The organism is Sphingomonas sp. FARSPH (assembly GCF_003355005.1).
In the GTDB taxonomy this organism is placed as follows: Bacteria; Pseudomonadota; Alphaproteobacteria; order Sphingomonadales; family Sphingomonadaceae; genus Sphingomonas.
Window position 1 is genome coordinate 1,045,001 of the sequence record NZ_CP029985.1, and the last position, 25,224, is coordinate 1,070,224.

30 protein-coding genes (1 of these 30 running past the window's edge) are annotated in these 25,224 nt (G+C 68.8%); 13 read left to right on the forward strand and 17 right to left on the reverse strand.

Features of this window, described 5'->3' with window-relative positions:
• A protein-coding gene (locus DM480_RS05040; RefSeq protein ID WP_115377859.1) for a lipopolysaccharide biosynthesis protein crosses the window boundary here: on the forward strand, nt 1-45 show its 3' portion. Its footprint begins 1,446 nt before the window's first position; the window shows 45 of its 1,491 coding nt (coding positions 1,447-1,491); its start codon lies off the left edge, out of view; its stop codon occupies nt 43-45.
• A gap of 4 nt (nt 46-49) precedes the next feature.
• On the opposite strand, the gene DM480_RS05045 is transcribed toward DM480_RS05040, so the two are convergent.
• The gene (locus DM480_RS05045; protein WP_115377860.1) at nt 50-475 is read right to left on the reverse strand and encodes a CBS domain-containing protein; all 426 of its coding nucleotides are present in this window, start codon (nt 473-475) and stop codon (nt 50-52) included.
• A gap of 87 nt (nt 476-562) precedes the next feature.
• Here DM480_RS05045 and DM480_RS05050 point away from each other — a divergent pair, with 87 nt between their 5' ends.
• The gene (locus DM480_RS05050; RefSeq protein WP_115377861.1) at nt 563-856 is read left to right on the forward strand and encodes a hypothetical protein; all 294 of its coding nucleotides are present in this window, start codon (nt 563-565) and stop codon (nt 854-856) included.
• Between the two features lie 122 nt (nt 857-978).
• Here DM480_RS05050 and DM480_RS05055 read toward each other — a convergent pair whose 3' ends face one another.
• From DM480_RS05055 to hisS, 4 genes are all read right to left on the reverse strand, one after another.
• Nucleotides 979-1,839 carry a DUF4167 domain-containing protein gene (locus DM480_RS05055; protein ID WP_115377862.1) on the reverse strand — a complete coding sequence of 287 codons (861 nt, stop codon included), beginning with the start codon at nt 1,837-1,839 and terminating at the stop codon, nt 979-981.
• 318 nt (nt 1,840-2,157) lie between these two features.
• On the reverse strand, nt 2,158-2,988 hold the full coding sequence (gene prmC, locus DM480_RS05060; protein ID WP_115377863.1) for a peptide chain release factor N(5)-glutamine methyltransferase: 831 nt from the start codon (nt 2,986-2,988) through the stop codon (nt 2,158-2,160).
• A gap of 144 nt (nt 2,989-3,132) precedes the next feature.
• Nucleotides 3,133-4,209 carry a peptide chain release factor 1 gene (prfA, locus tag DM480_RS05065; protein ID WP_115377864.1) on the reverse strand — a complete coding sequence of 359 codons (1,077 nt, stop codon included), beginning with the start codon at nt 4,207-4,209 and terminating at the stop codon, nt 3,133-3,135.
• Nucleotides 4,206-5,474, reverse strand: a complete 1,269-nt coding sequence (hisS, locus tag DM480_RS05070; protein WP_115377865.1) for a histidine--tRNA ligase — start codon at nt 5,472-5,474, stop codon at nt 4,206-4,208. The genes prfA and hisS overlap by 4 nt, the downstream gene beginning before the upstream one ends.
• 49 nt (nt 5,475-5,523) lie before the next feature.
• Between hisS and DM480_RS05075 the strand changes: the two genes are divergently transcribed.
• The 3 genes from DM480_RS05075 to ppa all read left to right on the forward strand — a co-directional run bounded on the left by DM480_RS05075 (nt 5,524) and on the right by ppa (nt 8,942).
• Nucleotides 5,524-6,180 (forward strand): DUF1345 domain-containing protein, encoded by a 657-nt coding sequence (locus DM480_RS05075; protein ID WP_115377866.1) that lies wholly within the window; start codon nt 5,524-5,526, stop codon nt 6,178-6,180.
• A gap of 231 nt (nt 6,181-6,411) precedes the next feature.
• Nucleotides 6,412-8,331 (forward strand): M61 family metallopeptidase, encoded by a 1,920-nt coding sequence (locus tag DM480_RS05080; RefSeq protein WP_115377867.1) that lies wholly within the window; start codon nt 6,412-6,414, stop codon nt 8,329-8,331.
• Between the two features lie 29 nt (nt 8,332-8,360).
• The gene (gene ppa / locus DM480_RS05085) at nt 8,361-8,942 is read left to right on the forward strand and encodes an inorganic diphosphatase (protein ID WP_115377868.1); all 582 of its coding nucleotides are present in this window, start codon (nt 8,361-8,363) and stop codon (nt 8,940-8,942) included.
• A gap of 156 nt (nt 8,943-9,098) precedes the next feature.
• Here ppa and DM480_RS05090 read toward each other — a convergent pair whose 3' ends face one another.
• The 3 genes from DM480_RS05090 to DM480_RS05100 form a co-directional block, all read right to left on the reverse strand.
• The gene (locus DM480_RS05090; RefSeq protein ID WP_115377869.1) at nt 9,099-9,959 is read right to left on the reverse strand and encodes a S1/P1 nuclease; all 861 of its coding nucleotides are present in this window, start codon (nt 9,957-9,959) and stop codon (nt 9,099-9,101) included.
• Nucleotides 9,960-10,030: 71 nt separating this feature from the next.
• Complete coding sequence (locus DM480_RS05095) at nt 10,031-10,972, reverse strand: isoaspartyl peptidase/L-asparaginase family protein (RefSeq protein ID WP_115377870.1); 942 nt, start codon at nt 10,970-10,972, stop codon at nt 10,031-10,033.
• Nucleotides 10,969-12,138 (reverse strand): acyltransferase family protein, encoded by a 1,170-nt coding sequence (locus DM480_RS05100; protein WP_115377871.1) that lies wholly within the window; start codon nt 12,136-12,138, stop codon nt 10,969-10,971. Before DM480_RS05100 ends, DM480_RS05095 begins: the two co-directional genes overlap by 4 nt.
• Before the next feature lie 63 nt (nt 12,139-12,201).
• On the opposite strand from DM480_RS05100, the gene ispG reads away from it, so the two are divergent.
• From ispG to DM480_RS05125, 5 genes are read left to right on the forward strand one after another with little or no spacing between them, the layout of a single operon-like run.
• Nucleotides 12,202-13,329: a flavodoxin-dependent (E)-4-hydroxy-3-methylbut-2-enyl-diphosphate synthase gene (gene ispG, locus DM480_RS05105; protein WP_115377872.1), complete on the forward strand. Its 1,128-nt coding sequence runs from the start codon at nt 12,202-12,204 to the stop codon at nt 13,327-13,329.
• A gap of 53 nt (nt 13,330-13,382) precedes the next feature.
• The gene (locus tag DM480_RS05110) at nt 13,383-13,628 is read left to right on the forward strand and encodes an AbrB/MazE/SpoVT family DNA-binding domain-containing protein (protein ID WP_115377873.1); all 246 of its coding nucleotides are present in this window, start codon (nt 13,383-13,385) and stop codon (nt 13,626-13,628) included.
• On the forward strand, nt 13,625-14,011 hold the full coding sequence (locus DM480_RS05115; protein WP_115377874.1) for a type II toxin-antitoxin system VapC family toxin: 387 nt from the start codon (nt 13,625-13,627) through the stop codon (nt 14,009-14,011). Before DM480_RS05110 ends, DM480_RS05115 begins: the two co-directional genes overlap by 4 nt.
• Nucleotides 14,008-14,901, forward strand: a complete 894-nt coding sequence (locus DM480_RS05120) for a DMT family transporter (protein WP_115377875.1) — start codon at nt 14,008-14,010, stop codon at nt 14,899-14,901. The genes DM480_RS05115 and DM480_RS05120 overlap by 4 nt, the downstream gene beginning before the upstream one ends.
• Nucleotides 14,898-15,368 carry a GNAT family N-acetyltransferase gene (locus DM480_RS05125; protein WP_115377876.1) on the forward strand — a complete coding sequence of 157 codons (471 nt, stop codon included), beginning with the start codon at nt 14,898-14,900 and terminating at the stop codon, nt 15,366-15,368. Before DM480_RS05120 ends, DM480_RS05125 begins: the two co-directional genes overlap by 4 nt.
• A gap of 40 nt (nt 15,369-15,408) precedes the next feature.
• Here the strand turns inward: DM480_RS05125 and pal are convergent, their stop codons facing one another.
• From pal to DM480_RS05155, 6 genes are all read right to left on the reverse strand, one after another.
• The gene (gene pal, locus DM480_RS05130) at nt 15,409-15,948 is read right to left on the reverse strand and encodes a peptidoglycan-associated lipoprotein Pal (protein WP_115377877.1); all 540 of its coding nucleotides are present in this window, start codon (nt 15,946-15,948) and stop codon (nt 15,409-15,411) included.
• Between the two features lie 53 nt (nt 15,949-16,001).
• Nucleotides 16,002-17,405: a Tol-Pal system beta propeller repeat protein TolB gene (tolB, locus tag DM480_RS05135; RefSeq protein ID WP_115377878.1), complete on the reverse strand. Its 1,404-nt coding sequence runs from the start codon at nt 17,403-17,405 to the stop codon at nt 16,002-16,004.
• Nucleotides 17,406-17,503: 98 nt separating this feature from the next.
• Nucleotides 17,504-18,523 (reverse strand): cell envelope biogenesis protein TolA, encoded by a 1,020-nt coding sequence (locus DM480_RS05140; protein WP_115377879.1) that lies wholly within the window; start codon nt 18,521-18,523, stop codon nt 17,504-17,506.
• Nucleotides 18,523-18,987, reverse strand: coding sequence for a protein TolR (tolR, locus tag DM480_RS05145; RefSeq protein WP_115377880.1), 465 nt, complete (start codon nt 18,985-18,987; stop codon nt 18,523-18,525). Before tolR ends, DM480_RS05140 begins: the two co-directional genes overlap by 1 nt.
• Nucleotides 18,988-19,110: 123 nt before the next feature.
• Nucleotides 19,111-19,803: a protein TolQ gene (gene tolQ, locus DM480_RS05150; RefSeq protein WP_115377881.1), complete on the reverse strand. Its 693-nt coding sequence runs from the start codon at nt 19,801-19,803 to the stop codon at nt 19,111-19,113.
• Nucleotides 19,800-20,264 (reverse strand): YbgC/FadM family acyl-CoA thioesterase, encoded by a 465-nt coding sequence (locus DM480_RS05155; RefSeq protein WP_115377882.1) that lies wholly within the window; start codon nt 20,262-20,264, stop codon nt 19,800-19,802. Before DM480_RS05155 ends, tolQ begins: the two co-directional genes overlap by 4 nt.
• Nucleotides 20,265-20,394: 130 nt before the next feature.
• On the opposite strand from DM480_RS05155, the gene DM480_RS05160 reads away from it, so the two are divergent.
• Nucleotides 20,395-20,829: a hypothetical protein gene (locus tag DM480_RS05160; RefSeq protein WP_115377883.1), complete on the forward strand. Its 435-nt coding sequence runs from the start codon at nt 20,395-20,397 to the stop codon at nt 20,827-20,829.
• Nucleotides 20,826-21,035 (forward strand): helix-turn-helix transcriptional regulator, encoded by a 210-nt coding sequence (locus tag DM480_RS05165; RefSeq protein WP_115377884.1) that lies wholly within the window; start codon nt 20,826-20,828, stop codon nt 21,033-21,035. Before DM480_RS05160 ends, DM480_RS05165 begins: the two co-directional genes overlap by 4 nt.
• On the opposite strand, the gene DM480_RS05170 is transcribed toward DM480_RS05165, so the two are convergent.
• The 3 genes from DM480_RS05170 to DM480_RS05180 form a co-directional block, all read right to left on the reverse strand.
• A complete protein-coding gene (locus DM480_RS05170; protein ID WP_115377885.1) occupies nt 21,029-21,784 on the reverse strand; it encodes a hypothetical protein in 756 nt (251 codons plus the stop codon). The two genes, DM480_RS05165 and DM480_RS05170, sit on opposite strands and share 7 nt — an antisense overlap.
• A 126-nt stretch (nt 21,785-21,910) precedes the next feature.
• Nucleotides 21,911-22,897, reverse strand: a complete 987-nt coding sequence (locus DM480_RS05175; protein WP_115377886.1) for an NAD(P)H-dependent flavin oxidoreductase — start codon at nt 22,895-22,897, stop codon at nt 21,911-21,913.
• A 120-nt stretch (nt 22,898-23,017) separates the two neighbouring features.
• Nucleotides 23,018-24,274 (reverse strand): aspartate kinase, encoded by a 1,257-nt coding sequence (locus DM480_RS05180; RefSeq protein WP_115377887.1) that lies wholly within the window; start codon nt 24,272-24,274, stop codon nt 23,018-23,020.
• A gap of 53 nt (nt 24,275-24,327) precedes the next feature.
• Here DM480_RS05180 and ubiG point away from each other — a divergent pair, with 53 nt between their 5' ends.
• A complete protein-coding gene (ubiG, locus tag DM480_RS05185; protein WP_115377888.1) occupies nt 24,328-25,128 on the forward strand; it encodes a bifunctional 2-polyprenyl-6-hydroxyphenol methylase/3-demethylubiquinol 3-O-methyltransferase UbiG in 801 nt (266 codons plus the stop codon).
• The last annotated feature ends 96 nt before the right edge of the window (nt 25,129-25,224 follow it).

Here is a 25,224-nt window from a genome sequence, read left to right on the forward strand (position 1 = left end):
ATCGCGATCGTACGCAAGCGGCCGCCCGCCGCCGCCACGGCCTGACACGCTATTGCTGGATATAGTCGCGCATCGCCGAAGCCTCCGCCTCGATCCGGTCGATGCGGTATTTGACGAGGTCGCCGATCGACACGAAGCCGATCATCCGCCCGTCCTCGACCACCGGCAGGTGACGAATACGCCGACGCGTCATCAGCGACAGCGCGTCGATCACGTCGTGGCCGGGCGCGACGCTCTGCACCGGGCTGGTCATCACCTCGCCGAGCGCGCGGTCGAGCACGGCGGTGCCGTCGCGCGCGACGCCGTGCACCAGGTCGCGCTCGGAAAAGATGCCGGCGACCGTCTCGCCGTCCATCACCGGAACCGCACCGATCCGCCGCTCGGCCAGCAACGCCACCGCATCGGCAACGCGCGCCGTCGTCGGCAGCGACGCGACCACATCGCTCTTGGTCCGCAGGATTGCCGCAATCGTCATCCTCGCCTCCTCATCTCCGGTCGCCGGTCCGCGCCGGCTGCTTTCCGGTGATTGAGGAAATCACGTTTTGCCGGCACATGCAAAGACATGGCGAATCCCGGCGACTATCCCGGTCTCGACGATCCGGCACAGGCGGCGCACGCGTGGGCACGGTTCCGCACGATCCTGGCGTGGATGACGCTGGCGGCGGCGACCGCGAGTGCGGCGACGATCGTCGCGCTGGCCTGGGTTGAGGGGCCGCTCCACCTCATCACGATGTTGGCGGTGCTGGGCGGCGTCGGCGGATCGGTGATGATGGCGGGCGCGCTGATGGGGCTGGTGTTCCTCAGCTCGGGCACCGGCCATGACGAGGCGGTCGAACGCTTCGATCGGGAGGATTAGGAGGCGTGGAGACTTACCGCAACTGATCCACGTCCGCTGAATCAGCCCCCCAAAACGGAAAAGGGCCGGCGCTCCCGCGGGGGGAGGCCGGCCCATATCGTCGCCGTATCGGGCGCCAGCGCTTATTCCGCCGCCGGCGCCTCGACCGTGCGTGTGGTGCGGCGACGGCGCGGCTTGGGCGCGTCCTCGTCGTTCGCGACCACATCGGTGTTCACCAGGGTCAGCGACGGGGTCAGCGCGGGCGGCAGGCGATCGGCGTCGACGCCATTGCCTGCGGGTTGCCCCTCCGCCGTCTCGACCTGCGCGTCGCGACGCGGGCGACCGCGGCGGCGCGGCGCGGCGGGGGCGTCCGCCTCGATCACCGCTTCGCTGCGCGCCTCGGTCGTCTCGCCCTGCGCGAAGGGATCGGAACGGTGCTGGCCCGCGACCTCGACGGGCGGCTGGTCCGCCGGCGTGTCGCTGCGGCGCGGGCGACGCTCTTCCCAGCTGCGCGCCTGCCGCGGTTCGCCCTCGTTGCCGCGCATCTCGGCGCGCTCGTTGCTGCGTTCGCGACGGCGCGGCTGGCGATTGTCGTCATAGCCGCGATCGCCCTGCGCCTGACGGACGTCGCCGCCGTCCTGCTCGTTGGCGCGGATCGGTTCGCCCTCGTCCCCGAAATCGTCGTCGCCGTCGAGGTCGAACGGCTGCTGGCGACGCGGCTGCTGATCCTCGAACCGGCCACGCTGGTCGGCGATCACCCGGAAATAATGATCGGCGAACTGCAGATAATATTCGGTGTTGATGCGGTCGCCCTGGCGCTGCGCGTCGGCTGCGAGGTTCTTGTACTTCTCGAGCAGCTGGTTGGCGTTGCCGCGCGCGCGGCTGTCGATGCGGTTGCCGTTGTCGGAACGCCCCTGACCGCCGCCACCCTGCCGCGGGCCGTTGTTGTTGTTGCCACCACCACCACGGCCGCGACGACGACCGTTCTGCCGATTGTTTATCAAGCTACTGTCCTATGATCCGAGTGTGTGGTCCGTGAAACCAAACTGGCCCAAGCTCCTGCCCACCAAGGGGCTTTCCCGACCCGATGGCGCAAACCTCCGGCACCGGCGTCCGGTTCACCGCGACGCGCGGGCCTTGCCAGGGCCACCGAAGCCGGCGGCTGCCATGACGAAGGATGCGGGCCATCGCCCTGCGATCATTCACGTAACGGTGATGATGCGTGCCCCGTCGCGTCAATAGCGGTCGTGCGGGCGGTCCTACAAGCGAAATATGCGCGCACTGGCCGTATTGTTCAAGGGGCAGGGTTCTGGGGGCGGAGTTCAAGCCGCCGGGCGCGGCGTCACCAACAAGCAGCGGTCGCGCCCACCCAGATCGCGGTGCACCGCGCTGTCCAGCCCATGCGCCGCGAACAGCGCCGCCACCGCCGCCGCCTGCATGTGGCCGATCTCCACCGCAGCGCACCCGCCCGGCGCGATCAGCCGCGGCAGCTGGCCCGCGAGGCTGCGATAATCGTCCAGTCCGTCCGTCCCCGCGAACAGCGCCGATTCCGGTTCGTGCGCGCGCACCTCGTTGGGCAAGGGCTCGTCGGTGCCGATATAGGGCGGGTTGGCGAGCACCAGGTCGAAGCGCGCCTCGATCGCCGCAGCCCAGTCGCCGCGCACGAAGGCGGCGCGATCCGCCATGCCCAGCGCCGTCGCATTGGCGCGCGCATAGCCGAGCGCCGCATCGGACCGGTCGATCCCCATCCCCCGCGCCGGCCATGCGTCGAGCGCGGCGAGCAGCAAGGTGCCCGGGCCCGTCCCGAGGTCGAGCACGCTCGCCGGTGCGCGCCGCGCGAAATGCATGCTTGCCGCGACCAGCAATGTCTCGCTGTCCGCGCGCGGCACCAATGTACCGGGGCCCACCATCAGATCGATCGTCCAGAACCCGCGCGTACCGGTGATATAGGCGATCGGTTCGTGCCGCTCGCGGCGTGCGACGAGATCCAAGAACGACGCCGGCACGTCGCGGTCCATGTCGAGCAGCAGGGCGTTGCGATCGATCCCGAGGGCATGGGCGAGCAGCAGCTCGGCGTCGAGCCGGGGGGTTTCGGAAAATGTGAACCGGGCTGCCGCATCGGCAAGCGCGGCGCGAAGGGCGGCGACGCTCACCCCGCTCCTCCTTCGTCATTCCCGCGAAGGCGGGAATCCAGACGCGCTTTCATCACAACTCTGTGGCGGGTGTCAGCGCTTCTGGGTCCCCGCCTCCGCGGGGATGACGAATAAGGGTGGGCGGATCGAGGCCCGTCCACAGCCTCACCCATCCAGCGCCGCCAGCCGCTCCGCCTCGTCCTCGGCGATCAGCGCGCCGATCAGCTCGTCCATCTCGCCTTCCAGGATTTCCGGCAGGCGATGCAGCGTCAGGTTGATGCGGTGATCGGTCACGCGCCCCTGCGGGAAATTGTACGTGCGGATACGTTCGGACCGGTCGCCCGATCCGACCATCGCCTTGCGCGTCCCCGATCGCTCCGCCGCCAGCCGCTCGCGCTCCGCCTCGTACAGGCGGGTGCGCAGCACCTTCAGCGCCTTGGCCTTGTTCTTGTGCTGCGATTTCTCGTCCTGCTGGATGACGACGAGGCCGGTGGGCAGATGGGTGATGCGCACCGCGCTGTCGGTGGTGTTGACCGACTGGCCACCGGGACCGGACGAGCGATAGACGTCGATGCGCAGGTCCTTCGCCTCGTCGATCTGGACGTCGACGTCCTCCGCCTCGGGCAGCACCGCGACCGTCGCGGCGGAGGTGTGGATGCGCCCGCCGTTTTCCGTCGCGGGTACGCGCTGGACGCGGTGGACACCGCTTTCGAACTTGAGCTTGGCGAACACGCCCTGCCCGGTGACGGAGGCGACCACTTCCTTGTATCCGCCCGCGTCCGAACTGCTCGCGGAGATCAGCTCGACGCGCCAGCCCTGCGCCTCCGCATAACGCTGGTACATGCGGAACAGGTCGCCCGCGAACAGCGCCGCCTCGTCGCCGCCGGTGCCTGCGCGAATTTCCAGCATCGCGGCGCGGCTGTCGGCGGCATCGCGCGGCAGCAGCGCGAGCGCGAGGCTGCGGTCCGCCGTCTCCAGCGCGCTCTTGTTGGCGTGCAGCTCCTCGGCCGCGAGCGCGCGCAGCTCCTCGTCGCCGTCCTCCGCCATGAAGGCGAGGCTGTTCGCCTCCTGCCGCAGCCGCCGGACCTCTGCCGCCGCACGCGCGACGGGTTCCAGCTCGGCATATTCCTTCGAAACCTGCACGAACCGGTCCGACGGCAGGTCGCCCGTCGCCATCAGCGCCTGCAACTCGTCCCGCCGCGCCTCGATCTGCGCGATCCGTTCGGGAGAAATGGTGGTCATTGAGGGGGAACCCCCTCCCCCTCGAATGACCCTAAAATCGGAAGCAGCTGCTCGCGGACATATTCGTCTCTATCAAACCGTTCGCTTAGCTGCTGCAAGTAAAAACGGCCCGCACCCGCCTTCACAAAGAGAACGCCGTCAAGGTTGCGCTTTCTAGCCGCCTCCACCTGCCTCTTAGCATTGCCTCTAAAGGATCGATCCGTAGTGATTCCGCCGTCACGAAGTAAGCGGGCGACACGGGTTGCCTCTCGCTCCAAATCAGGATTGTCAGCCACGACTGCGATGCTGATCGTCGGCTGCTCAACCGACTCCAACAGCATCGCCAGCCGCTCGACGCCCGCCGCCCAGCCGACGCCCGGCGTCGGCGGGCCGCCCAGGCTCTCGACCAGCCCGTCATAGCGCCCGCCGGCCAGCACCGTGCCCTGCGCGCCCAATCGATCCGTCACGAACTCGAACCCGGTGTGGCGGTAATAATCAAGGCCGCGCACCAGCCGCGGATTGCGCGTCCACGTGACCCCCGCCGCGTCCAGCCCTGCGGTCACCGCGTCGAAGAAGGCGCGCGCCTCGTCGGTCAGAAAGGCGTCGATGTCGGGCGCACTGTCGGCGACCGGCCGGTCGCGCGGGTCCTTCGAATCGAGGATGCGCATCGGGTTCTTTTCAAGCCGGATCAGGCTGTCTTCCGACAGCTGCCCACGATGCGCCTCGAAATGCGCGACCAGCGCCGCCCGCCAGGCGTCGCGCGTCTCGGCGTCGCCCAGCGTATTGAGCTGCAACGTCACGCCATCCGCGATCCCCAGCTCGCGCAGCAACTGGTCCGCCATCACCAGCAGCTCGACGTCCGCCGCGGGCTCCGCCGCGCCCAGGATCTCGGCGTCGATCTGATGGAACTGGCGATACCGCCCCTTCTGCGGCCGCTCGTAGCGGAACACCGCGCCGCTCGTCGCGAGCTTCAGCGGCGCGTATTGCTGCCACCCCTCGGTCAGGAACGCGCGCGCGATGCCGGCGGTGAATTCGGGCCGAAGCGTCAGCGAATCGCCGCCGCGGTCGGGGAAGGTGTACATCTCCTTCGACACGACGTCGGTCGTCTCGCCGATCGAGCGGGCGAAGACCGCCGTATCCTCGAACACCGGCACCTCGACGCGGCCGAAGCAATAGAGGCGCCGGACGCGGTCGAACGTGTCGAGCACGTGCCCGAACCGCCGCTGTTCGTCGCCGAAGATATCCTGGGTGCCGCGCACCCGGCGCGGAGTTTCGATACGGGCCATGATCGACGGGTATCTAGGCGAGGACGTCTGGAAGCGCTAGCGCTGCGGCATGACCGAAAAACAGCGCTGGTGGGGTATCGGGAACCGGCTGGCGCCGCCGCGCTTCGCTCTGTTCGCGCTGCTGTTCGTCGTCGGGATGGTGCCGCTGATCCACGTCCTCGGCAAGGCGCGCGGGATCATGGGTGCGTTCGACATCGCGAGCGCGGTGTTCCTCGTCTCGCTGATCCCGCTGTTCCGGCGCGGCAATGCGGATCACATGCGCCGCGCGGCGCGCGACAATGACGCGAACCGCGCCGTGCTGCTCGGCATCGTCGGCGCGACGATGCTCGTCATCCTCGTCGCGGTCGCCGACGAGCTCAAGGGCAAGAACGACAGCATCGCGGTGACGATCGTCATCGTCACGCTCGCGCTCGCCTGGCTCTTCTCCAACATGGTCTATGCGCTGCACTATGCGCACCTGTTCTACAGCGCGGGCGAGGACGGCAAGGATGCGGGCGGCGTCGACATCCCGCACTGCGACCAGCCCGATTACTGGGACTTCCTCTATTTCAGCTACACGCTGGGCATGACGTTCCAGACGTCGGACGTGCAGATCACCACGCGCCGGATGCGCCGTGTCGCGATCGGCCAGTGCCTCGCCGCCTTCGTGTTCAACCTCGGCGTCATCGCCTTCACGATCAACGTGCTCGGCGGCGGGGGTAACTGATCCGCCAATCCTCCCCTGCTTTTGCAGGGGAGGGGGACCGCGCCCGCCAGGGCGTGGTGGAGGGGCAGCCGCAGGCGGCATCGTGCAAGGCTGCCCCTCCACCACTCGCTGCGCGAGCGGTCCCCCTCCCCGCTTCGCGGGGAGGAATGGGAAGAAGGCCCAAGGGACTGGACGGCTGACGTTTCCCTTGCCTAACATCGCGGCCATCTTCTTCAGCCGCAAAGGCCTTTCATGCACGCCAAGCTCTTCGTCGCCACCCTGCTCGCGTCCGCCGTATCCCTGCCTGCGCTAGCGCAGGTTCCCGCCGGCAATTCCGCACCGCAGCCGGTGCCGTTCCTCGACACCGTCCCCGCCGCCGTCGACACGCCCTATCCGGGCACGATCAAGCTCGACGTCGATGCGACCGACACGGAACGCGGCATCTTCCGGGTCAAGGAGACGATCCCGGTCGCAAAGAGCGGGCCGATGGCGCTGCTCTATCCGAAATGGCTGCCCGGCAATCACGCGCCGCGCGGCGAGATCGAGAAGCTCGCCGGCCTCGTCATCCGCGCGAACGGCAAGCCGGTGCCGTGGACGCGCGATACCGTCGACGTCTACGCCTTCCACATCGACGTGCCCGCCGGCGCGAAGACGCTGGATGTCGAGTTCCAGTTCATCTCCGCGACGCAGGGCAACCAGGGCCGCATCGTCGCGACGCCCAGCCTCATCAGCCTCCAGCCCAATTCGGTCAGCCTCTATCCGGCCGGCTATTACACCCGCCAGATCCCGATCCAGATGACCGCGCGCTTCCCCGCCGGCTGGACCGCGGCGGGTGCGGTGCCGTCGAACGCCACCGGCTCGACCTACGCCTATCAGACGACGAATTACGAGGTCCTCGTCGATTCGCCCGTCCTCGCCGGCCGCTACGGCAAAACGTGGCCGCTGTCGGACCGGGTCAACCTCAACGTCTTCGCCGATTCACCCGACCTCCTCGCCGCCAAGCCCGAACAGATCGACGCGCACAAGCGCCTTGTCGACCAGGCGGTGAAGACCTTCGGCGCGCAGCATTACGACCATTACGAATTCCTGGTCTCGCTCAGCGACCAGCTCGGCGGCATCGGGCTGGAGCATCACCGCTCGTCGGAAGACGGCACGGCCAAGACCTATTTCACCGAATGGGATACGAACGTCGCCGCGCGCAACCTGTTGCCGCATGAATTCACGCACAGCTGGGACGGCAAGTTCCGCCGCGGCGCCGATCTGTGGACGCCCGACTATCGTACGCCGATGCGCAATTCGCTGCTGTGGGTGTACGAAGGGCAGACGCAATTCTGGGGCTATGTGCTCCAGGCGCGCTCGGGCCTCGTCAGCAAGCAGGACACGCTCGATGCCTATGCGTCGATCGCCGGCTCCTACGCGCTCGCGCCGGGTCGCCAGTGGCGCGACCTCGTCGACACGACCAACGATCCCGTCATCTCCGCGCGCCGGCCCAAGGGCTGGACCAGCTGGCAGCGCAGCGAGGATTATTACAACGAGGGCCTGATGGTGTGGATGGAGGTCGACGCGATGCTGCGGCAGAAGTCCGGCGGCACCAAGTCGATCGACGATTTCGCCAAGGCTTTCTTCGGCATCCGCGACGGCGACTGGGGCGAGGTGACGTACACGTTCGACGACGTTGCCAAGACGCTGAACGGCATCGTCCCTTACGACTGGGCGGGCTTCCTCAACCAGCGGCTGACCGAGACGGGCAAGCCCGCGCCGGTCGACGGCTTCGCGATGAACGGCTACAAGCTCGTCTACGGCGACACGCCGACGAAGTATTTCAGCAGCCTAGAAAAGACGCGCGGCACCGACGTCACCTATTCGATCGGCCTCAACGTCGGGCCGGACGGCGCGGTCAACGGCGTCATCTGGGATTCGCCCGCGTTCAAGGCGGGGCTGGACGTCGGCACGCAGATCCAGGCGGTGAACGGTGAGGCATATTCCGGCGACAAGCTGAAGGCCGCGATCCTCGCCGCCAAGACGTCGAAGGAGCCGATCCGCCTGCTCGTCAAGAACGGGCCGCGCTTCCGCGACGTCGCCATCGACTATCACGGCGGTCCTCGCTATCCGCGCCTCGAGAAGGTCGGGACCGGCGATGGCGGTCTCGATCGCCTTCTCGCCCCGCGGTGAGCGGCGGCTGGTCTTGATAAGGGAATAGCATGCGCATCGATCTGATTCCGGTCGGCAAGTCGCCGCCCGACGACCTCAACGTCATCATCGAGGTGCCGACCGGCGGCGAGCCCGTGAAATACGAGTTCGACAAGGCGAGCGGAGCGTTGTTCGTCGACCGAATCCTACACACGCCGATGCGCTATCCGGCGAACTACGGCTTCGTGCCGCACACGCTGTCGCCCGACGGCGATCCGCTCGACGCGCTCGTCATCGCGCGCTCGCCGTTCATCCCGGGCTGCGTCGTGCGTGCGCGTCCGATCGCGGTCCTCAACCTCGAGGACGAGGCCGGCGGCGACGAGAAGCTCGTCTGCGTCCCCGTCGACGGCGTCTTCCCTTATTATTCGAACGTCGGCGAGCGCGCCGACGTGCCGGAGATCGTCTTCGAGCAGATCGAACACTTCTTCACCCACTACAAGGATCTGGAAAAGAAGAAGTGGGTGCGCGTCGGCACCTGGGGCGACGCCGCCGAGGCGCGCCGCATCACGCTGGAGGCGATCGAACGCTACGATGCCGCCAAGGCCAAGGGCGAAGAACCGCACGACCACGACGTCCCCGGCCGCGAGGGCTGACCGTTCCATTCCTCCCCGCTTCGCGGGGAGGGGGACCGTTCGGCGCAGCCGAATGGTGGAGGGGCAGCCGCAGACGATGGCTCTGTTTGGCTGCCCCTCCACCACCGCCTTCGGCGGCGGTCCCCCTCCCCTGCAAAAGCAGGGGAGGACTTGAACTTACCCCAAAGCCCGGTCGAGCAGCTTGGCGAGCCGCAACCCGCCGCGCTCCACCTCCAGCCGTGCGACGGGCACGATCTTCGCGACCGTCGCATCGTCCAGCGTCACCTTCGCCGGCGTCGGCCCACACGGATCGCCCTTCAGCGCGCTGGCGTAGACGACGTCATGCGCGACCTGCCACGATTCCCGGCTCCAGTCGTCGACATCGCCCCGCGCGATCCGCGCCTTCTCGGCCGGGGAATAGCGGCGCACCAGGCTCGGCCCGCTGGTGATCGCGCGCTCGGCGAGCGTGCCGTCCCACACCGAATGCAGGTTGAACCGCTTCGGGCTGTAGACGCCATAGGCGGCGGCGACGTCGTTGCCGCCCTTGTCGCCCTTCTCGCCCGCATGCAGCGGCTGGTGCAGATCGCCGACGAAATGGATCAGGAAGACCAAAGCCTGCGCCTTGTCCTTGCCGCTCGCCTTGCGGTCGCGCAGCACCGCGACGTCGCGCTTGATCTGCGCCGACACGCAATTGCCGTCCTTGCATGCCTCCTCCAGGCTGAACGGCGCGCAGATGTTCACGTCCTGGAAGTGCCAGTTGTACGCATAACCGAAGCGCGACTTGCCGTCGGCATTCTTCAGGGGCTTGACGCAATCGGCCCAGGTGCTCGCCCCCTCGACCGTCGTCGCCGGGCAGGTCGGCGTATCGAGCTTGGGCGTATCGGCCAGGATGCGCCGGATCGCCGCGCGCGTCCGGGGCGTCACGTTGGCATAGGCGATGCGCGCGACCGTCTGGTGCCCATATTCCCAATAGGCATGGGCCGGCGCGCCGACGACGAGCGCGGGGATCACGGCGAGGCAAAGACGAAGTATCTTCATGGCCAAGCGCTGTAGCGGAGAGCCGCGCCGGACAGAAGCGTCAGCATCGCTGGACCGCTTCGATACGAAGATTATGCCTCGCCCCCGCCCTCTCCCTCGCCGTACAGCGCCACCTCGCGCAGGCCTGCCGACGTCGCCCGCGCACGATACATGCCCGGCGTGGTGAACCGCCACAGCGCCTCGCCCGCCGGTGTCACCACGATCACGCCGCCGGTACCGCCGAGCGCCCGCACCTCCGCCAGCGCAGCGTCGGCCGCGGTCGCGGCGTCCTCGCCCGCCAGGCGGATGCGCGCGGCGATCTCGTGTGCGACGCCGACGCGGATGAATTGCTCGCCCGACCCGGTGCACGACACCGCGCAGGCGCGATCGTCGGCGAAGGTGCCCGCCCCGATCAGCGGCGAATCGCCGATCCGGCCCCAGCGCTTGCCGGTGACGCCGCCGGTCGAGGTCGCGGCGGCGAGGTGCCCGTGGACGTCGCGCGCGACCGCGCCGACCGTGCCGTATTTCATGTCGACGTCGAACGCCCCGCCCCCGCGGGCAAGCAGTTCGTCGAGCTGCCGCCGCCGCTCGGGAATCGCGAACCACGCCGGGTCGACCGTCTCGGCACCCTGCGTCGCGGCGAAAGCCTCCGCCCCCGCGCCCGACAGCAGGACGTGCGGGCTGTCCGTCATCACCCGCCGCGCAAGCGTGACGGGATTACGGATGCGCGTCAGCCCCGCGACCGATCCGGCGGCGCGCGTCGCGCCGTCCATGATCGCCGCGTCGAGCTCGTTGGCGCCGTCGCGGGTGAAGGCCGCGCCGCGCCCGGCGTTGAAATGCGGATCGTTCTCCAGCACGCGCACCGCCGCCTCGACCGCGTCGAGCGCGTCGCCGCCGCCGGCGAGCACCGCCGCGCCGGCATCGCGCGCCCGCGCCAGCGCGGCCCGCGCGCCCGCTGCCGCCGCCTCTCCGATGCGCGCGGGCGTGATCGTGCCCGCGCCGCCGTGCAGGACGAGGCTCCAACTCTGGGTCATGATGCCGATACCTTATGCTGGGAAAGACGACGCAGCCCGATCAGCGGTCGCAGCGGTGCGATGCGGCGGCCCATCAGGTAGAAGGCGAGCGACCCCGCCACCGTCGCGGCGACGAGGATCGCGAACTCGGCCCCGCCGGGCAGGTCCGCCGGGATCAGCCAATAGGCGACGACGACGATGATCGTCTGGTGGACGAGATAGAAGGGGAAGACCGCCTCGGTCAGCAGCGGCCGCCAGCGATGGTCGCGGTTCCAGCGATGCTCGGCATGGCCGACCAGCGCAACGATCGCGCCCCATTGCTGCACCGCATGCACCGCGCCGTAGAGCGGGTAGAGCCAGCGCGGCGGGTCCGCTGCGATCGGCGCCAGCTCGATGACGAGGATGACGCCATAAGCGACTATTGCGGCGATCCCCGCGGGCCAGCGATAGCGGACGCAGGCGCGCAGCACCGCGGGCGCCTCCGCCAGCGCGAAACCGAACAGGAAGGCGGGCAGGTAGATGAGGTGCGCGAGCAGGTCGTGCGCGGGGTCGTGCGTTTCATACCCCATCGGGAACCACCAGGCATGGATGCACACCAGCCACGCGGTCGGCACGATCACCAGCATCGGCCCGGCAAAGACCCGCGCGAACGCCGCCTGCGCGCCGCGCCAGCGCACGACGGCGACCAGCAGCGCGAGCACCACGGTATAGAGCCACAGGTAGAGCACGAACCACAGATGGTTGAGCGCGGGCAGGCCGATGCCCGCCAGCCTGCCGAACCGAAAATAGTCGCGCAGCCAGAACGTGGCGAAGCTGCCGCGATAGCCATGCTGCGTCACCAGCTCGACCCAGGATTGCGGTGGCACGATGATCGCGACGCCGACCGCGAGGGGCACGAGCAACCGCACGCTGCGCTGGCGCAGGAAGCCGCCCGGCCCGGGCGCGCGGCTCATCAGCGCGCGGCTCGCATAGCCCGACACGACGAACAGCAGGGTCAACCGCCAGGCATTGACCGCGAGCATCGGCAGCACCGCCCAGTCGGCGCCGTTCGGGCTCTTGGCATGGAAGCCCCAGGGCACGAACACCATGCCGACATGATAGACGATCAGGATCGCGAAGGCGGCGACGCGCAGCCAGTCGAGGCCATAATGCCGCGGGATCGGCGATGTGGAGGAAACGCGCGCCATGGCAGGCGCCCTCCCCTACAGCAGCGTCTTTGAACCGCAACCCGCGCGCTGTATATGGGGCTCATGTCAGTACGTCCGTGGCGCGACATCGTCCGCCGTCCGAGCCGCCAGATCATGGTCGGCAATGTCCCCGTCGGCGGCGATGCGCCGGTCACCGTGCAGACGATGACCAACACGCCCACCCCCGACATCCGCGGCACGGTCGACCAGATCCGCCGGTGCGAAGAGGCCGGCGTCGACATCATCCGCGTCTCCTGCCCCGACGTCGAATCGACCGCGGCGCTGAAGCAGATCGTCCGCGCGAGCCACGTGCCGATCGTCGCGGACATCCATTTCCACTACAAGCGCGCGCTGGAGGCGGCGGACGCGGGCGCGGCGTGCCTGCGCATCAACCCCGGCAACATCGGCAGCAACGAACGCGTCGCGGAGGTCGTGCGCGCCGCCAAGGCGAACGGCTGCGCGATCCGCATCGGCGTCAATGCCGGCAGCTTGGAGAAGGATCTGCTCGAGAAATACGGCGAGCCCTGCCCCGACGCCCTCGTCGAAAGCGCGCTCGACCATATCAAGCTGCTCCAGGATCACGACTTCCACGAATACAAGGTCGCGGTGAAGGCGTCCGACGTGTTCCTCGCCGTCGCCGCCTACCAGGGGCTGGCGGAGGCGACCGACTGCCCGCTCCACCTCGGCATCACCGAGGCGGGCGGGCTGATCGGCGGCACGGTCAAATCGTCGATCGGCATCGGCAGCCTGCTCTGGTTCGGCATCGGCGACACGATCCGCGTCTCGCTGTCGGCGGAACCCGAGGAAGAAGTGCGCGTCGGCTTCGAGATCCTGAAGGCGCTCGGCATCCGCAACCGCGGCGTGCGCGTCGTCTCCTGCCCGTCATGCGCGCGCCAGGGCTTCGACGTGATCCGCACCGTGCAGGCGCTGGAGGAACGGCTGCAGCATATCCGCACGCCGATGAGCCTGTCGGTACTCGGCTGCGTCGTCAACGGGCCGGGCGAGGCGCGCGAAACCGACATCGGCATCACCGGCGGCGGCAACGGCAAGCACATGGTCTATCTGTCGGGCGTTACCGACCATCACGTGCAGGATGCCGACATGATCGACCATATCGTGAAACTGGTCGAGGCCAAGGCGGCGGAGATCGAGGCGGCTTCGGCGGAAGCGCAGCCGGTCGCGGCGGAATAACCCTGACGCGCCGCCAGTACCTGTGCTATGATATAGGTACTGGAGACGTTGACATGACCTACCACGCAAAGGTGATCGCGGGCGGCAAGGTGGTGATCCCCGCCGACATCCGCCGCGAGCTCGGGATCAAGGACGGCGATTCGCTGGTCGTGGATCGGACCGAGGATGGCGGCGTCCGCCTGATGACGTTCGCGCAATCGGTACAGAATGCGCAGGCGAAGGCACGGGCCATTTTCGGCGATGATTACACCGTCGACACCTTTCTCAAGGAACGGCGCGCGGATTGGGGTGAGGAATGACCGCCGTCGTCGATGCCTCCGCCGTCATGGCGCTGATGCTGGGCGAGACGGGGGCGGACACCGTCGCCGGGATCATCCGGGGCAGCCGCATGTCGGCGGTCAACGTTTCCGAATGCTGCGCGCGGGGCGTCGAACGGGGGGCCAGCGCAGACGCGGTGCTGGCGATCCTCGAAAGCTATGAGATCACGGTCGTACCGTTCGACCTTTCTTACGCGATCGAGGCCGCGCGGCTACGCGAGCCCACCCGCGGGCAGGGCGCCTCGCTCGGCGATCGCGCCTGCCTGGCGCTGGCGCGGGTCCAACGGCTGCCGATGTACACCAGCGACCGCCGGCTCGCGGATATCGACGCTGGCCTCGCCATCGACATCCGGCTGATCCGGTGAGCCGCCCGACATCCGCTCTCACCGCCTTCGGCGTCGCCGCCGCAGGCATCGCGGTCTATTGCGGCATGGACGCGATCATGAAGGGGCTGTCGATCGCGAGCGGCGCGTACAATGCGGTGATGTGGCGCTCGATCGCGGGCGTCGCGCTGATGCTGCCAGTATTCCTGCTGCGTCGCCAGCGCTGGCCGTCGCGCGCCGCGCTGCGCCTGCACGCCGCGCGGGGCACCGTCGCGGGCGCGTCCGTGCTGCTGTTCTTCTGGGGCCTCGTGCGCGTACCGATGGCGCAGGGGGTGGCGCTCACCTTCCTCGCGCCGCTGATCGCGCTGTTCCTCGCCGCGCTGACGCTGGGCGAGCGCATCCGCCGTGCGGCAATCGGCGGATCGCTCGTCGCCAGCCTCGGCGTGCTCGCCATCGCGATGGGGCAAGTGCAGGCGCGCGCGTCCGAACAGGCGGTGCTTGGCAGCATCGCGGTCGTCGCCGCGAGTATCCTCTACGCCGGCAGCCTGATCCTGCTGCGGCGGCAGGCACAGGTCGCCGACCCGCTCGAGGTCGCGCTGTTCACCAGCATCGTGCTCGGCCTGCTGCTGCTCGCCGGCGCGCCGTGGTTCGGCGGCATGCCTTCACCCCGGCAATTGCCGGAGATCGTCGTCGCTGCGCTGCTCGGCTCGGGTTCCGCCATCGCGCTCGCCTGGGCCTATGCGCGGGCGGAGGCGCAGGTGCTGGCACCGGTCGAATACACCGCCTTCGTCTGGTCCGCCCTGTTCGGCTGGCTGGTGTTCGCGGAGGTCGTCTCGCCGTGGACGCTTGGCGGCGCGCTGCTCATCATCGCCGGCTGCGTCGTCGCGGTGCGTCGGCCCATCCCCGCCCCGCAAACGGAAGCCTCCGCATGATCCGCTCCGCGCTGCCCGCCGACATCCCGACGATCCTGGGCTTCGTCCGCGAACTCGCTGCGTTCGAGCGCGAGCCCGACGCCGTCGTCGCGACCGAGACCGATTTGCGCGAGGCGCTGTTCGGCGACCCACCGGCTGCGGAGGCGGTGATCGCGGAGGCGGACGGCATGCCGCTCGGCTTCGCGCTGTTCTTCCACAATTTCTCGACCTGGACTGGGAAGCGCGGCCTGTATCTCGAGGATCTGTATGTCACGCCCGCCGCGCGCGGGCACGGGGTCGGCACCGCGCTGCTGCGGCATCTCGCGCAGATCGCGGTGGCGCGCGATTGCGGCCGGTTCGAATGGGCGGTGCTCGACTGGAATGCCGATGCCATCGCCTTCTATCGCGCGATGGGCGCGATCGGGTTGGACGAATGGACCGTTCAGCGGGTCAGCGGCGCGGCCCTGGCGCGGCTCGCCGCCGGGTGAGGCGGCGACCCGGCCCGCCACCGGGCCGGATCGTTGGACCTTACTGGACGACGACGGTCACCGCGCGCCGGTTCTGCGCCCAGGCGTCGGAATCCGAGCCAAGCGCGACCGGCCGTTCCTTGCCATAGCTGATCGTCGTCAGGCGCGACGGATCGATGCCGCGCGCGACGAGGTAGTTCTTCGCCGAATTGGCCCGCCGATCGCCCAGCGCGAGATTGTATTCGCGGGTGCCGCGCTCGTCGCAATGCCCCTCGATCGTCACGCGTACGGTCGGATGCGACGTCAGCCACTGCGCCTGGCTGTCGAGGATCGCGCGCGCCTCGGGATCGATGTCATAGACGTCGGTGCCGAAATGCACCGTGTTCGAGCTGACCGAGCGGCGGAAATCGGCATCGGACCCCGGGACGATCGCGTTGCCGATCTGGCCGGTGCCGTCCGACGGCGACGCGCCGCCGTTGCCGGTGTTCAGGCCCCCGGTGTTGTCGACCGGCGGCGGCGGCAGCTGCTTGGGCTTGTGCGCGCAGGCGGCGAGCGACAGCACAGCAGCCGCCGTCATCAGGGTGGTGGAAAGCTTCGCCATCGTCGTGTCTCCTCTTGGAATGTCTCGCCCCCGAAACGCCCCTGGAATTGTCGTCAGGGCCTGAGCGGGCCCCATGCCGGATCGGACCCGTCGAGCGGCGTCGGGATTTTGCGTTCGACCTGTCCGGTCAGATCGACCATCCACAGGTCCGCCTTGCCCGATCCGCCCTGTGTCGAGCGGAAAAAGGTGATCGCGCGGCCGTTCGGCGACCAGCTGGGGCCTTCGTCCTGCCACGCATTGGTCAGCAGTTTCTCGCCCGATCCGTCCGGCGCCATGATGCCGATGCGGAAATCGCCCGAAATCCGGGTGAAGGCGATCAGGTCGCCGCGCGGACTCCACACCGGCGTCGCATAGCGGCCGCCGCCGAAGCTGATGCGATGCTGGTTTGATCCGTCTGCGTTCATCACATAGAGTTGCTGGCCACCCGACCGATCGCTCTCGAACGCGATCTTCGACCCGTCGGGCGAATAGCTGCCGCCGGTGTCGATGCCCGGCGACGTCGTCAGCCGCTGCGGCGTGCCGCCGCTCGCCGCGACGCGGTAGATGTCGGTGTTGCCGCCCTGCGCCATCGAGAACAGGATCCAGCGGCCGTCCGGCGAGAAGCGCGGCGCGAAGGTCAGCGACACGTTCTGCACGATCCGGCGCGGACGCCCCGAGCCGAGGTCGTAGACGTAGATCGAGGGACGATTGTCCTCGAAGCTCATGTAGACGATCGACTGCTGGTTCGGCGCGAAACGCGGCGTCAGCACGATCGACTGGCCGTTGGTCAGGAAGCGGTGGTTGGCGCCGTCTTGGTCCATGATTGCCAGCCGCTTGATGCGCTTGCCCTTCGGCCCGGTTTCGGAAACGTAGACGATGCGGCTGTCGAAATACGGCCCCTCGCCGGTCAGCCGGGTATAGACCATGTCGGCGCATTTATGCCCCGCGCGGCGCCAGTCGGATGGCGGCACGACGAAGCCGGTGCGCTTCAGCTCGACCTTGGAAAAGACGTCGTACAGATAGCAGCCGACGGTCAGATTGCCGTCCGCGCCCGCGCGCACGAACCCCTGCACCAGCGCCTGCGCACCCGTGCCGCCCCAGTAATCGAATGCCGGGGTGTTCACCTCCTGGAACCCGACCGGGCGCAGCTGGCCGGGGGCGAGCGGCGTGAACAGGCCGGAATTCTTGAGGTCGGTGGCGACGATATCGGCAAGCTGGCGGCCGAGCGCATCGGTCGGCCCCGCCGGCGTATCGACCACCTCGGCGGTCGGCATCACGGGGATGGCGATCGGCATCGGCTGGTTGACGCCGCCGGTCACCGAGACTTCGAGCGGCGCGGCGCTCTGGTCCTGCGGTTGCCCGGCCGGTTGCTGCTGCGGCGCAGGCGCCGGCGCGTCCTGCGCCGTGGCGGGCGCGGTCAGCGCCGACAGGGCGACGGTCGCGGCCAGCGCCGCAAAGATTTTTCCGATCATGCGCATGTTCCTGTTGGCATCCGTGCCTGTATCACATCCAGCGGGGCCGGGCTGCTTCATTGCCCCCCACCCCGTTCGGTCTGCTTGTCGAAGCCCTGGACCGATCACTTCAGCTTCCACTGGAAATTGATGTTGTTCCAGCCGCCCGATGGCGTGTCGTAATATTCGGCAGGAAGCTTGAGCGGCGAACAGCCCTTGAACGCGGCGATGCCGATTTCGAACACGCGCTGCTTGTACCGCTCATTCTCATCCGTCACCCCCGTCTGGCGCACCAGCCTGGGCGCGCCGGCGAGCGTGCCGTCCTCGTTCAGCCGCAGGTTCAGCGTCGTCACGATCTCGTTGGCGCCGGGTCCCGGAGAGCCCTGCCGATCGGCGCACGGCTGAATCTGGCGCTGGATCGCCGCGACGATCCCCGCCATCGCGCGCGCATCGATCTTCGCGGCCTTGGGCGCGGTCGACGTGCTGGGCGAGGGATCGCTGCTCAGCCCTTTCAGGAAATCATTGCCCAGCCGTGATCCGCGCGGACGCGTCGCCTTGCTCGCCTCGTCGCTGCCGCGGCCGGCGGATGGCTTCGCCGCAGCCTGCGGCTTGGCGGCAGCCTTTGCGGGGGCGGGCCGCTCGGTGGGCTTCGCCTCGCTGTGCTTCGCCGCAGCCGGCTTTTCGGGCTTGTGCGTCGGCTTGGCGGGCGCGGCCTCTTCTACCTTGGGTTCGGGTCTCGGCTTCGGCTCGGGCTTGACCGGCGCCGGCTTGGGCTTGGGCTGCGGCTTCGCGGGGGCTGGTTTCGGCTCGGGCTTGGGTTCCGGCTTGGGCGCAGGCTTCGGCGGCGCCGGTTTCGGCTCGGGCGGCGCGGGTTCGGGCTCCGCGGCGAGCTCGGGCTCCGCCGCCGCCGGCGGCGCGGCATCCTCCGGATCGCCCGCGTCGGGCGCCTTCGACTGGGCGGGCGGCGTCACCGATTGCGGTGCGGTCGCCTCCAGCGCGACGTCCTTGACGAGGCTGATCTCGATCGGCGTGGCCTTCAGCTTTTCGGGATTGGGCGTCGACAGGAAACCGACCGACAGCAGGCCGAAGAGCACGACGTGCCCCGCGACCGCGACGGCCAGACCGATCTTCTCCGCCCGATCCATCAGTGCGCGCCGTTCCCGCTTGGTGCGGCGCCGTCGCCCTCCACGGTGACCAGCGAGACGCGGTTGAGGCCGGCGCGGTTGAGCTCGCCCATCACGCGCATCACGCGCCCATAGTCGAGCGCGCGGTCGGCGCGCAGGAACACCTGCGGCGGCTGGCCGGCCGCGTCCTTGCCGCCCGCGATTCGCGCCAACCGCTCGGGCAAGGCATCCTCGGCGACCTCGTCGTTATCGACGAACAGCCGGCCCTGCGCATCGAGCGACAGCTGCACCGGCTTCTGGTCCTGATCGAGGGCCTTGGCACGGCTGTCGGGCAGGTTGACCGGCACGCCCGCGGTCAGCAGCGGCGCGGTGACCATAAAGATGATGAGCAGCACCAGCATCACGTCGACCAGCGGCGTGACGTTGATATCGGCGACGGGCGCCCGCCGCCCGCGGCCCCGCTGCGAGGGGAGGTTCATCGCCATCTTACTCCCCTCCCGCTTGCGGGAGGGGCTGGGCGTGGACCCGAATCTCACAAAGGATAACGCCAGCGGACAGGCCCACCCCTGCCCCCTCCCGCAAGCGGGAGGGGGATTTGTCAGCCCCCGTCACCGCCCCGAATCCAGCTGGCGCGACAGCGTCGCGTGGAAGCCGTCGGCGAAGCGGTTCAGCGCCGCCTCGATCCGGTTCACGCCGTGGCTGAAGCGGTTGTAGGCGATCACCGCGGGGATCGCGGCGAACAGGCCGATCGCGGTCGCGAACAGCGCCTCGGCGATCCCCGGTGCGACCACCGCCAGCGACGAATTCTGCGCCTGCGCGATGCCGGTGAAGCTGCGCATGATCCCCCACACCGTCCCGAACAGACCGACGAACGGCGCGACCGAGCCGACCGTCGCGAGGATGTTGAGCTTGTCCGAAATGCGGTCGATCTCGCCCGCCGCCGCCGCGCCCATCGCCATCGCGAGCCGCTCGCGCGTGCCGCCCTTGTCGATGCCGCCGCCCGCGGTGGACCGGCGCCATTCCTTGACGCCCGCCGCGAACACCCGCGCTGACGGCAAATCCTGGTCGGCTTCCGCCTTGTAAAAGGCGTCGATATCCTCCGCCTTCCAGAAATCGCGCTCGAACCGCGCCATGCCCTTGCGGATGCGCCCCAGCCGCCGCCAGAAGGCGACGATCAGCGTCCACGTCCAGATGCTGGCGAGGAGTAGCCCCGCCATCACCACTTTCACGACGACATCCGCCTGCAGGAACAAGGCGACCGGCGACAGCGTCGCCGCATCCATGTTGAACACCGGATTCATTCGTTGGTCCCCTGCCACACCAGGCGTTGATAGATGTCCGTCCACGCGGCCGGCTGGCGACGGGGGCGGCCGTTCGCGGCGACCAGCGCCGCGGTCACCGCCGCCTCCGTCAGAACAAGCGGACCGCGCCTGACTGTCTGATGAATGACGACGCTGGCGGCGCGCACGGCGGTCACGCGGCTGACCACCAGCAGCGCGTCGTCAAGGCGTGCGGGCGCGCGATAGCGGATCGAGAGATCGGCGACGGCATAGGCGCCCTCGCCCGCGTCGAACACGCCGCGCTGGTCGATCCCCGCCAGCCGCAGCATCGCCGAGCGCGCGCGCTCCATGAAGCGCAGGTAATTGGCGTGATAGACGACGCCCGACAGGTCGGTGTCCTCGAAATAGACGCGCACCGGGAACAGGTGCTCGCGCCCCTCGAACCGTCCTGCCGTGGGCTGGTCGATGCCGTCATCCTGCATAGGCCAGCGGCGTTAACCCAACCATGCAGGCCGGGGAAGCCCGCACCGCGTCCTTCGCATGTAGGAAAAGGCTTGATTGATGTAACCTGTACGTTACATGTAACCTAGAGGTTACATTGAAGGAACGGACATGACGGTTCTGACGGAAAGCGCGATCGACCAGGCCGAACGCTACAGCCGGACGTGGGCGATCGGCTTCTATGTGCTCGGCGGGGTGCTACTGGTCGTGGAAATGGCGGGGATGACAGTACTGCGCCGCGATTTCGTCGACGGCTTCTGGCTGGGCGTTGCGTTGGTCTGCGCGCTGATGCTGCTGCCGTGGCGGCGCTGGCTCCGCCCGAACAGCCGGTTGAGTCAATTGCTCGACGACGAGGTCGTGCGCGAGCATCGCCGGATGAGCTGCACTGCAGGTTTCTGGGCCAGCCTGGTCGCGGCGTTGACGATCGCGCCCTTCGCGCACGATGCGATGCTCACCGCCTATGACGTCGCGCGCGTCGTCGCGACCGCCGCGCTCGTCGCCGCGATGGTCAGCTTCGCGACGCTGGAACTGCGCGCGGCGCGATGAGCGAGCTTGGCAATTGCTTGAAAGAGGAACGCGAGCGGCTGGGCCTGACCCAGGCGGCGCTCGCCGAACGGGTCGGCGTCAGCCGCAAGACGATCAACACCGTCGAGAACGGCGTCTTCGTGCCTTCGACGGTGCTCGCGCTACGGCTGGCGCGCGTGCTGGAACGGCCGGTCGAGGCCATCTTCCACCTCGCCGACGGTCACTGAGCGACGGCGGTGTCGATCAGCGCGCTGGTGTCGACCGCGAGGCGCGGGCGGGCGGCGGGGGCGGCGGCGGGCACCGCCTGCACCGCGACGACGTTCGCGGGCACGGGCATGCTCACCATCGCCAATTGGTCGAGCCGCGCACGATCGGCGCGCCACGCGTCATAGGCGGCGTAGAAATCGGTGAACGGCTGTTCCAGCACCGCAAGGCGTCCGCTCGCGAACGCGGGCAGATCGGCCGCGGTCACCGTCTGCGCGTCGGACAGTGTCGCCGCGGCGGCGCGGCAGAAGCCGTCGCGCGCGGGCGATTGCGAGAAGAAATTGTAAAGGCGCGTCATCGCGTCGTCGTAGCGTTTCTGCCAATCGCCCCCGCTCGCTTTCCATTCTGCGGCGTAGCGGCTCTGCGCGGCGGCGAGCGGCGCCTTCTGGCTGGTCAGCAGCGCGTTGTAGTCGTTGACGATCGTCGCGGCGTCACCGCCGCGGCAGGCGAGCGCGGCGACGTTGAGCGCGGCGCGCAAATGCCAGACGGTGGCGGCCGGCGTCAGGTCGCGGTTTGGCGTCGCATAGCGGCCGTCGGCAAGCCGCGCGGGCACGGGCATGCCCGGATACGCGCCCTTGGGCATCGCCACCGCGGGCGCGGGCGGCGGCGCTGGCAACGTCGCGACGACGGCGGGCGCCTGCACGGCGCGGCGCGTGGCACAGCCGGCGGTCAGCGCCAGCACGGTCATCGAAATGGCAATAGAGCGGCGCATGATTCCGGCGTCCTTCCAGCCCCCCGCTGTGGTGAAGCCGATAGTGACGCCGGAATGGTTAACGCGCGGTAAGCAGCGCGACGAAGCGCGGATCGGTCCGTCGCAGGACCGCCGCCTGCCGCCGGGTTATCGTGTCCGCGCCTCCAGCGCAGCTGCGGCCTCGGCCATCAGCGCGGCGATGATGTCGGCGATCGGCTCTTCTTTCGTCACCATGCCCACCGACTGGCCCGCCATGACGCTACCATGCTCGACGTCGCCCTCGATCACCGCGCGGCGCAGCGCGCCCGCCCAATAATGTTCGATCTGCAACTGCGCCTCGGCCATCGCGACGCTGCCCTCGTCCAGCGCCTGCGCGACCTCGCGCTGCTTGGCGGTGAACAGCTCGCCGCCCGCATTCTTCAGCGCGCGGACCGGGATGACGGGCAGGCGCGGGTCGATCTGCACGCTCGCCACCGCATCGCGGGCAGAGGCGCGGATGAACGCCTTCTTGAAATTGGGGTGCGCGATCGATTCGGTCGCGCAGACGAAGCGCGTGCCGAGCTGGACGCCCGCCGCGCCCATGTCGAGATATCCGGCGATCGCCTCGCCGCGGCCGATGCCGCCGGCGACGAACACGGGGACCGTGTCGGCGATCTCGGGCAGCATTTCCTGCGCCAGCACGCTGGTCGACACCGGGCCGATATGGCCGCCCGCCTCCATCCCCTCGATCACCAAGGCATCGACGCCCGACCGGATCAGCTTCTTCGCCAGCGCCAGCGTCGGCGCGAAGCAGATCACCTTCGCCCCCATCGCCTTGATCGCTTCCAGCGAACCCTTGGGCGGCAGACCGCCGGCGAGCACGACATGGCCGACCGCATGCTTCGCGCACACCGCGATCAGGTCGAACAGGGCGGGGTGCATGGTGATGAGGTTCACGCCGAACGGCTTGTCCGTCAGCGCCTTCGTCCCCGCGATTTCCGCATCGAGCAGCGCGGGCGTCATCGCGCCGCACGCGATCACGCCAAAGCCCCCGGCATTCGACATCGCGGCGACGAGATTGCGCTCGCTGACCCACGACATGGCGCCCGCCATGATCGCGACGTCGGAGCCGAGGAACGCAGCGCCCCGGGCCATGCGACGGGCGAGGCGCTGATGGCCGGTCGAGGAAGAGGGCGCAGCGGTGTCGGTAGCGAAAAGAGTCATGGTCGACGCCATGCCCTCCCCTAACCCCTCCCGCAAGCGGGAGGGGGATTTTTACGCCGCCTCGGCATCCAGCCCGTAGGCGGTGTGCAGCACGCGCACCGCCAGTTCGGTCTCGTCCTCGTGGATCAGCACGCTGACCTTGATCTCGCTGGTCGAGATCGCCTGGATGTTGATGCCGCGCTGGCCCAAGACGGTGAACATCGTGCTGGCGACGCCCGCATGGCTGCGCATGCCGACGCCGACGACGGAGACCTTCGCGACGCGCGTGTCGTGGACGAGTTCGCCGAAACCGATCGCCTCGCGCCCCTGGTTCAGCGTCTCGATCGAGCGTGCCAGGTCGGCGGACGGAACGGTGAAGGTGACGTCGGTCGACCCGTGGTTGTGCGCGATATTCTGGATGATCATGTCGACGTTGATGTTCGCGCTCGCGAGTGGTTCGAAGATGCTCGCCACCGCGCCGGGCTTATCGGGCACGCCGGTCAGCGTGATCTTCGCCTCGTTCTTGTCGTGCGCGATGCCGGTGATCAGCTGGCGTTCCACGTCTTCAATCTCCTCTTCCCCGACGATCATCGTGCCGGGCAATGTATCCGCCATCGGCGCGTCCTCGCCGGTGAAGGACGAGAGCACCTGGACGCGGACCTGTGCCTTCATCGCAAGGCCGACCGAGCGGGTCTGCAACACTTTCGCGCCGACGCTGGCAAGCTCCAGCATCTCCTCATACGTCACCTTGGCGAGCTTGCGCGCGCGCGGGACGATGCGCGGATCGGTGGTGTAGACGCCGTCGACGTCGGTATAGATGTCGCACCGGTCCGCCTTGATCGCGGCCGCCACCGCGACCGCCGAGGTATCCGACCCGCCACGGCCCAGCGTCGTGACGCGGTTGTCGTCGGACAGGCCCTGGAAGCCCGGGATCACCGCGACCTCGCCCGCCGCCATGCTGGCGAGCAACGCGTCGGTCTCGATTCCGCCGATCCGCGCCTTGGCATGCGCGTCGTCGGTGTGGATCGGCAGTTGCCAGCCGAGCCAGCTCCGCGCCTTCACCTCCGCCGCCTGCAGCGCGATCGCGAGCAGCCCGCTGGTAATCTGCTCACCCGCCGCCACGACGACGTCATATTCGCGTGGGTCGTAGAGCGACGACGCCTCGCGGCAGAAACCGACCAGCCGGTCCGTCTCGCCCGCCATGGCGGAGACGACGACGGCGACCTCGTTACCTGCCGCCACCTCGCGTTTGACGCGCGCGGCGACGCTCCGGATGCGCTCGATCCCGGCCATCGACGTGCCGCCGAACTTCATCACGATGCGTGCCATCTGGTCCCGCCAAACTCCTTGGGTGAAAGGGTGCGCCCTGATAGGTAGCGGCCATGGCAAGCGCAAGCAGCACGAACGAGCCCGGCGCCCCGGCCCCCGGCACCGTCACGATCGACCCGCAGGAAGCCGCGCATTTCGGCCGGATGGCCGCCGAATGGTGGGACCCCAGCGGATCGTCGGCGATGCTGCACAAGCTCAATCCCGTCCGGCTGCGCTACATTCGCGCTGCGATCGACCTGCACTGGGACGGCGACGACACCGGCTTCACCCCGCTCGCCGGCAAGACCGCCCTCGACGTCGGCTGCGGCGCCGGCCTGCTTGCCGAACCGCTCGCGCGGCTGGGCGCGCAGGTCACCGGGCTCGACGCGGCAGCCGAGAACGTCGCGGTCGCGCAGGCGCACGCCGCGCAGGGCGGCCTCGCCATCACCTATCGCGCGCACGGCATCGAGCAGGAAACGGGCCGCTACGACCTCGTCACCTGCCTCGAGGTGATCGAACATGTCCGCGACCCCGCCGGCTTCGTCCGCGGCCTCGCCAACGCGCTGGCGGACGGCGGCTTGCTCGTCCTGTCGACGCCCAACCGCACGCCGCTGTCGCGCCTCGCCCTGATCGGCCTTGCCGAGGGGACGGGCCGCATCCCGCGCGGCACGCACGACTGGAACAAGTTCCTGACCCCCGACGAACTCACCGCGCTGCTCGTCGATGCCGGGCTGGAGGTGACGGACGTCACCGGCCTCGCCTTTTCGCCCGCCAAGGGGTTCGACCTGTCGAGCTCGACCGCGCTCGACTATTTGGTCACCGCCAGACGCGCTCCTTCCTCCCCGGCACGGGGAGGTGGCACGCCGCAGGCGTGACGGAGGGGCAACCCAAGCAGAGTATCGCCCGCCGCTGCCCCTCCACCAGCTTCGCTGGTCCCCCTCCCCGTGCCGGGGAGGAACAGAGACACCAGA

Bases quoted from the DNA above. Each gene is read 5' to 3' on its own strand.
- tolR (WP_115377880.1), bottom strand. From the start codon at position 18,987: ATGGCGATGAACCTCCCCTCGCAGCGGGGCCGCGGGCGGCGGGCGCCC.
- DM480_RS05095 (WP_115377870.1), bottom strand. From the start codon at position 10,972: ATGACCCAGAGTTGGAGCCTCGTCCTGCACGGCGGCGCGGGCACGATC.
- ubiG (WP_115377888.1), top strand. From the start codon at position 24,328: ATGGCAAGCGCAAGCAGCACGAACGAGCCCGGCGCCCCGGCCCCCGGC.
- tolB (WP_115377878.1), bottom strand. From the start codon at position 17,405: ATGCGCATGATCGGAAAAATCTTTGCGGCGCTGGCCGCGACCGTCGCC.
- DM480_RS05045 (WP_115377860.1), bottom strand. From the start codon at position 475: ATGACGATTGCGGCAATCCTGCGGACCAAGAGCGATGTGGTCGCGTCG.
- tolQ (WP_115377881.1), bottom strand. From the start codon at position 19,803: ATGAATCCGGTGTTCAACATGGATGCGGCGACGCTGTCGCCGGTCGCC.
- hisS (WP_115377865.1), bottom strand. From the start codon at position 5,474: ATGGCCCGTATCGAAACTCCGCGCCGGGTGCGCGGCACCCAGGATATC.
- ispG (WP_115377872.1), top strand. From the start codon at position 12,202: ATGTCAGTACGTCCGTGGCGCGACATCGTCCGCCGTCCGAGCCGCCAG.
- DM480_RS05075 (WP_115377866.1), top strand. From the start codon at position 5,524: ATGACCGAAAAACAGCGCTGGTGGGGTATCGGGAACCGGCTGGCGCCG.
- pal (WP_115377877.1), bottom strand. From the start codon at position 15,948: ATGGCGAAGCTTTCCACCACCCTGATGACGGCGGCTGCTGTGCTGTCG.
- DM480_RS05155 (WP_115377882.1), bottom strand. From the start codon at position 20,264: ATGCAGGATGACGGCATCGACCAGCCCACGGCAGGACGGTTCGAGGGG.
- DM480_RS05165 (WP_115377884.1), top strand. From the start codon at position 20,826: ATGAGCGAGCTTGGCAATTGCTTGAAAGAGGAACGCGAGCGGCTGGGC.
- DM480_RS05100 (WP_115377871.1), bottom strand. From the start codon at position 12,138: ATGGCGCGCGTTTCCTCCACATCGCCGATCCCGCGGCATTATGGCCTC.
- DM480_RS05080 (WP_115377867.1), top strand. From the start codon at position 6,412: ATGCACGCCAAGCTCTTCGTCGCCACCCTGCTCGCGTCCGCCGTATCC.
- DM480_RS05050 (WP_115377861.1), top strand. From the start codon at position 563: ATGGCGAATCCCGGCGACTATCCCGGTCTCGACGATCCGGCACAGGCG.
- prfA (WP_115377864.1), bottom strand. From the start codon at position 4,209: ATGACCACCATTTCTCCCGAACGGATCGCGCAGATCGAGGCGCGGCGG.
- DM480_RS05180 (WP_115377887.1), bottom strand. From the start codon at position 24,274: ATGGCACGCATCGTGATGAAGTTCGGCGGCACGTCGATGGCCGGGATC.
- DM480_RS05090 (WP_115377869.1), bottom strand. From the start codon at position 9,959: ATGAAGATACTTCGTCTTTGCCTCGCCGTGATCCCCGCGCTCGTCGTC.
- DM480_RS05140 (WP_115377879.1), bottom strand. From the start codon at position 18,523: ATGGATCGGGCGGAGAAGATCGGTCTGGCCGTCGCGGTCGCGGGGCAC.
- DM480_RS05115 (WP_115377874.1), top strand. From the start codon at position 13,625: ATGACCGCCGTCGTCGATGCCTCCGCCGTCATGGCGCTGATGCTGGGC.
- DM480_RS05125 (WP_115377876.1), top strand. From the start codon at position 14,898: ATGATCCGCTCCGCGCTGCCCGCCGACATCCCGACGATCCTGGGCTTC.
- DM480_RS05160 (WP_115377883.1), top strand. From the start codon at position 20,395: ATGACGGTTCTGACGGAAAGCGCGATCGACCAGGCCGAACGCTACAGC.
- DM480_RS05175 (WP_115377886.1), bottom strand. From the start codon at position 22,897: ATGGCCCGGGGCGCTGCGTTCCTCGGCTCCGACGTCGCGATCATGGCG.
- DM480_RS05170 (WP_115377885.1), bottom strand. From the start codon at position 21,784: ATGCGCCGCTCTATTGCCATTTCGATGACCGTGCTGGCGCTGACCGCC.
- DM480_RS05110 (WP_115377873.1), top strand. From the start codon at position 13,383: ATGACCTACCACGCAAAGGTGATCGCGGGCGGCAAGGTGGTGATCCCC.
- ppa (WP_115377868.1), top strand. From the start codon at position 8,361: ATGCGCATCGATCTGATTCCGGTCGGCAAGTCGCCGCCCGACGACCTC.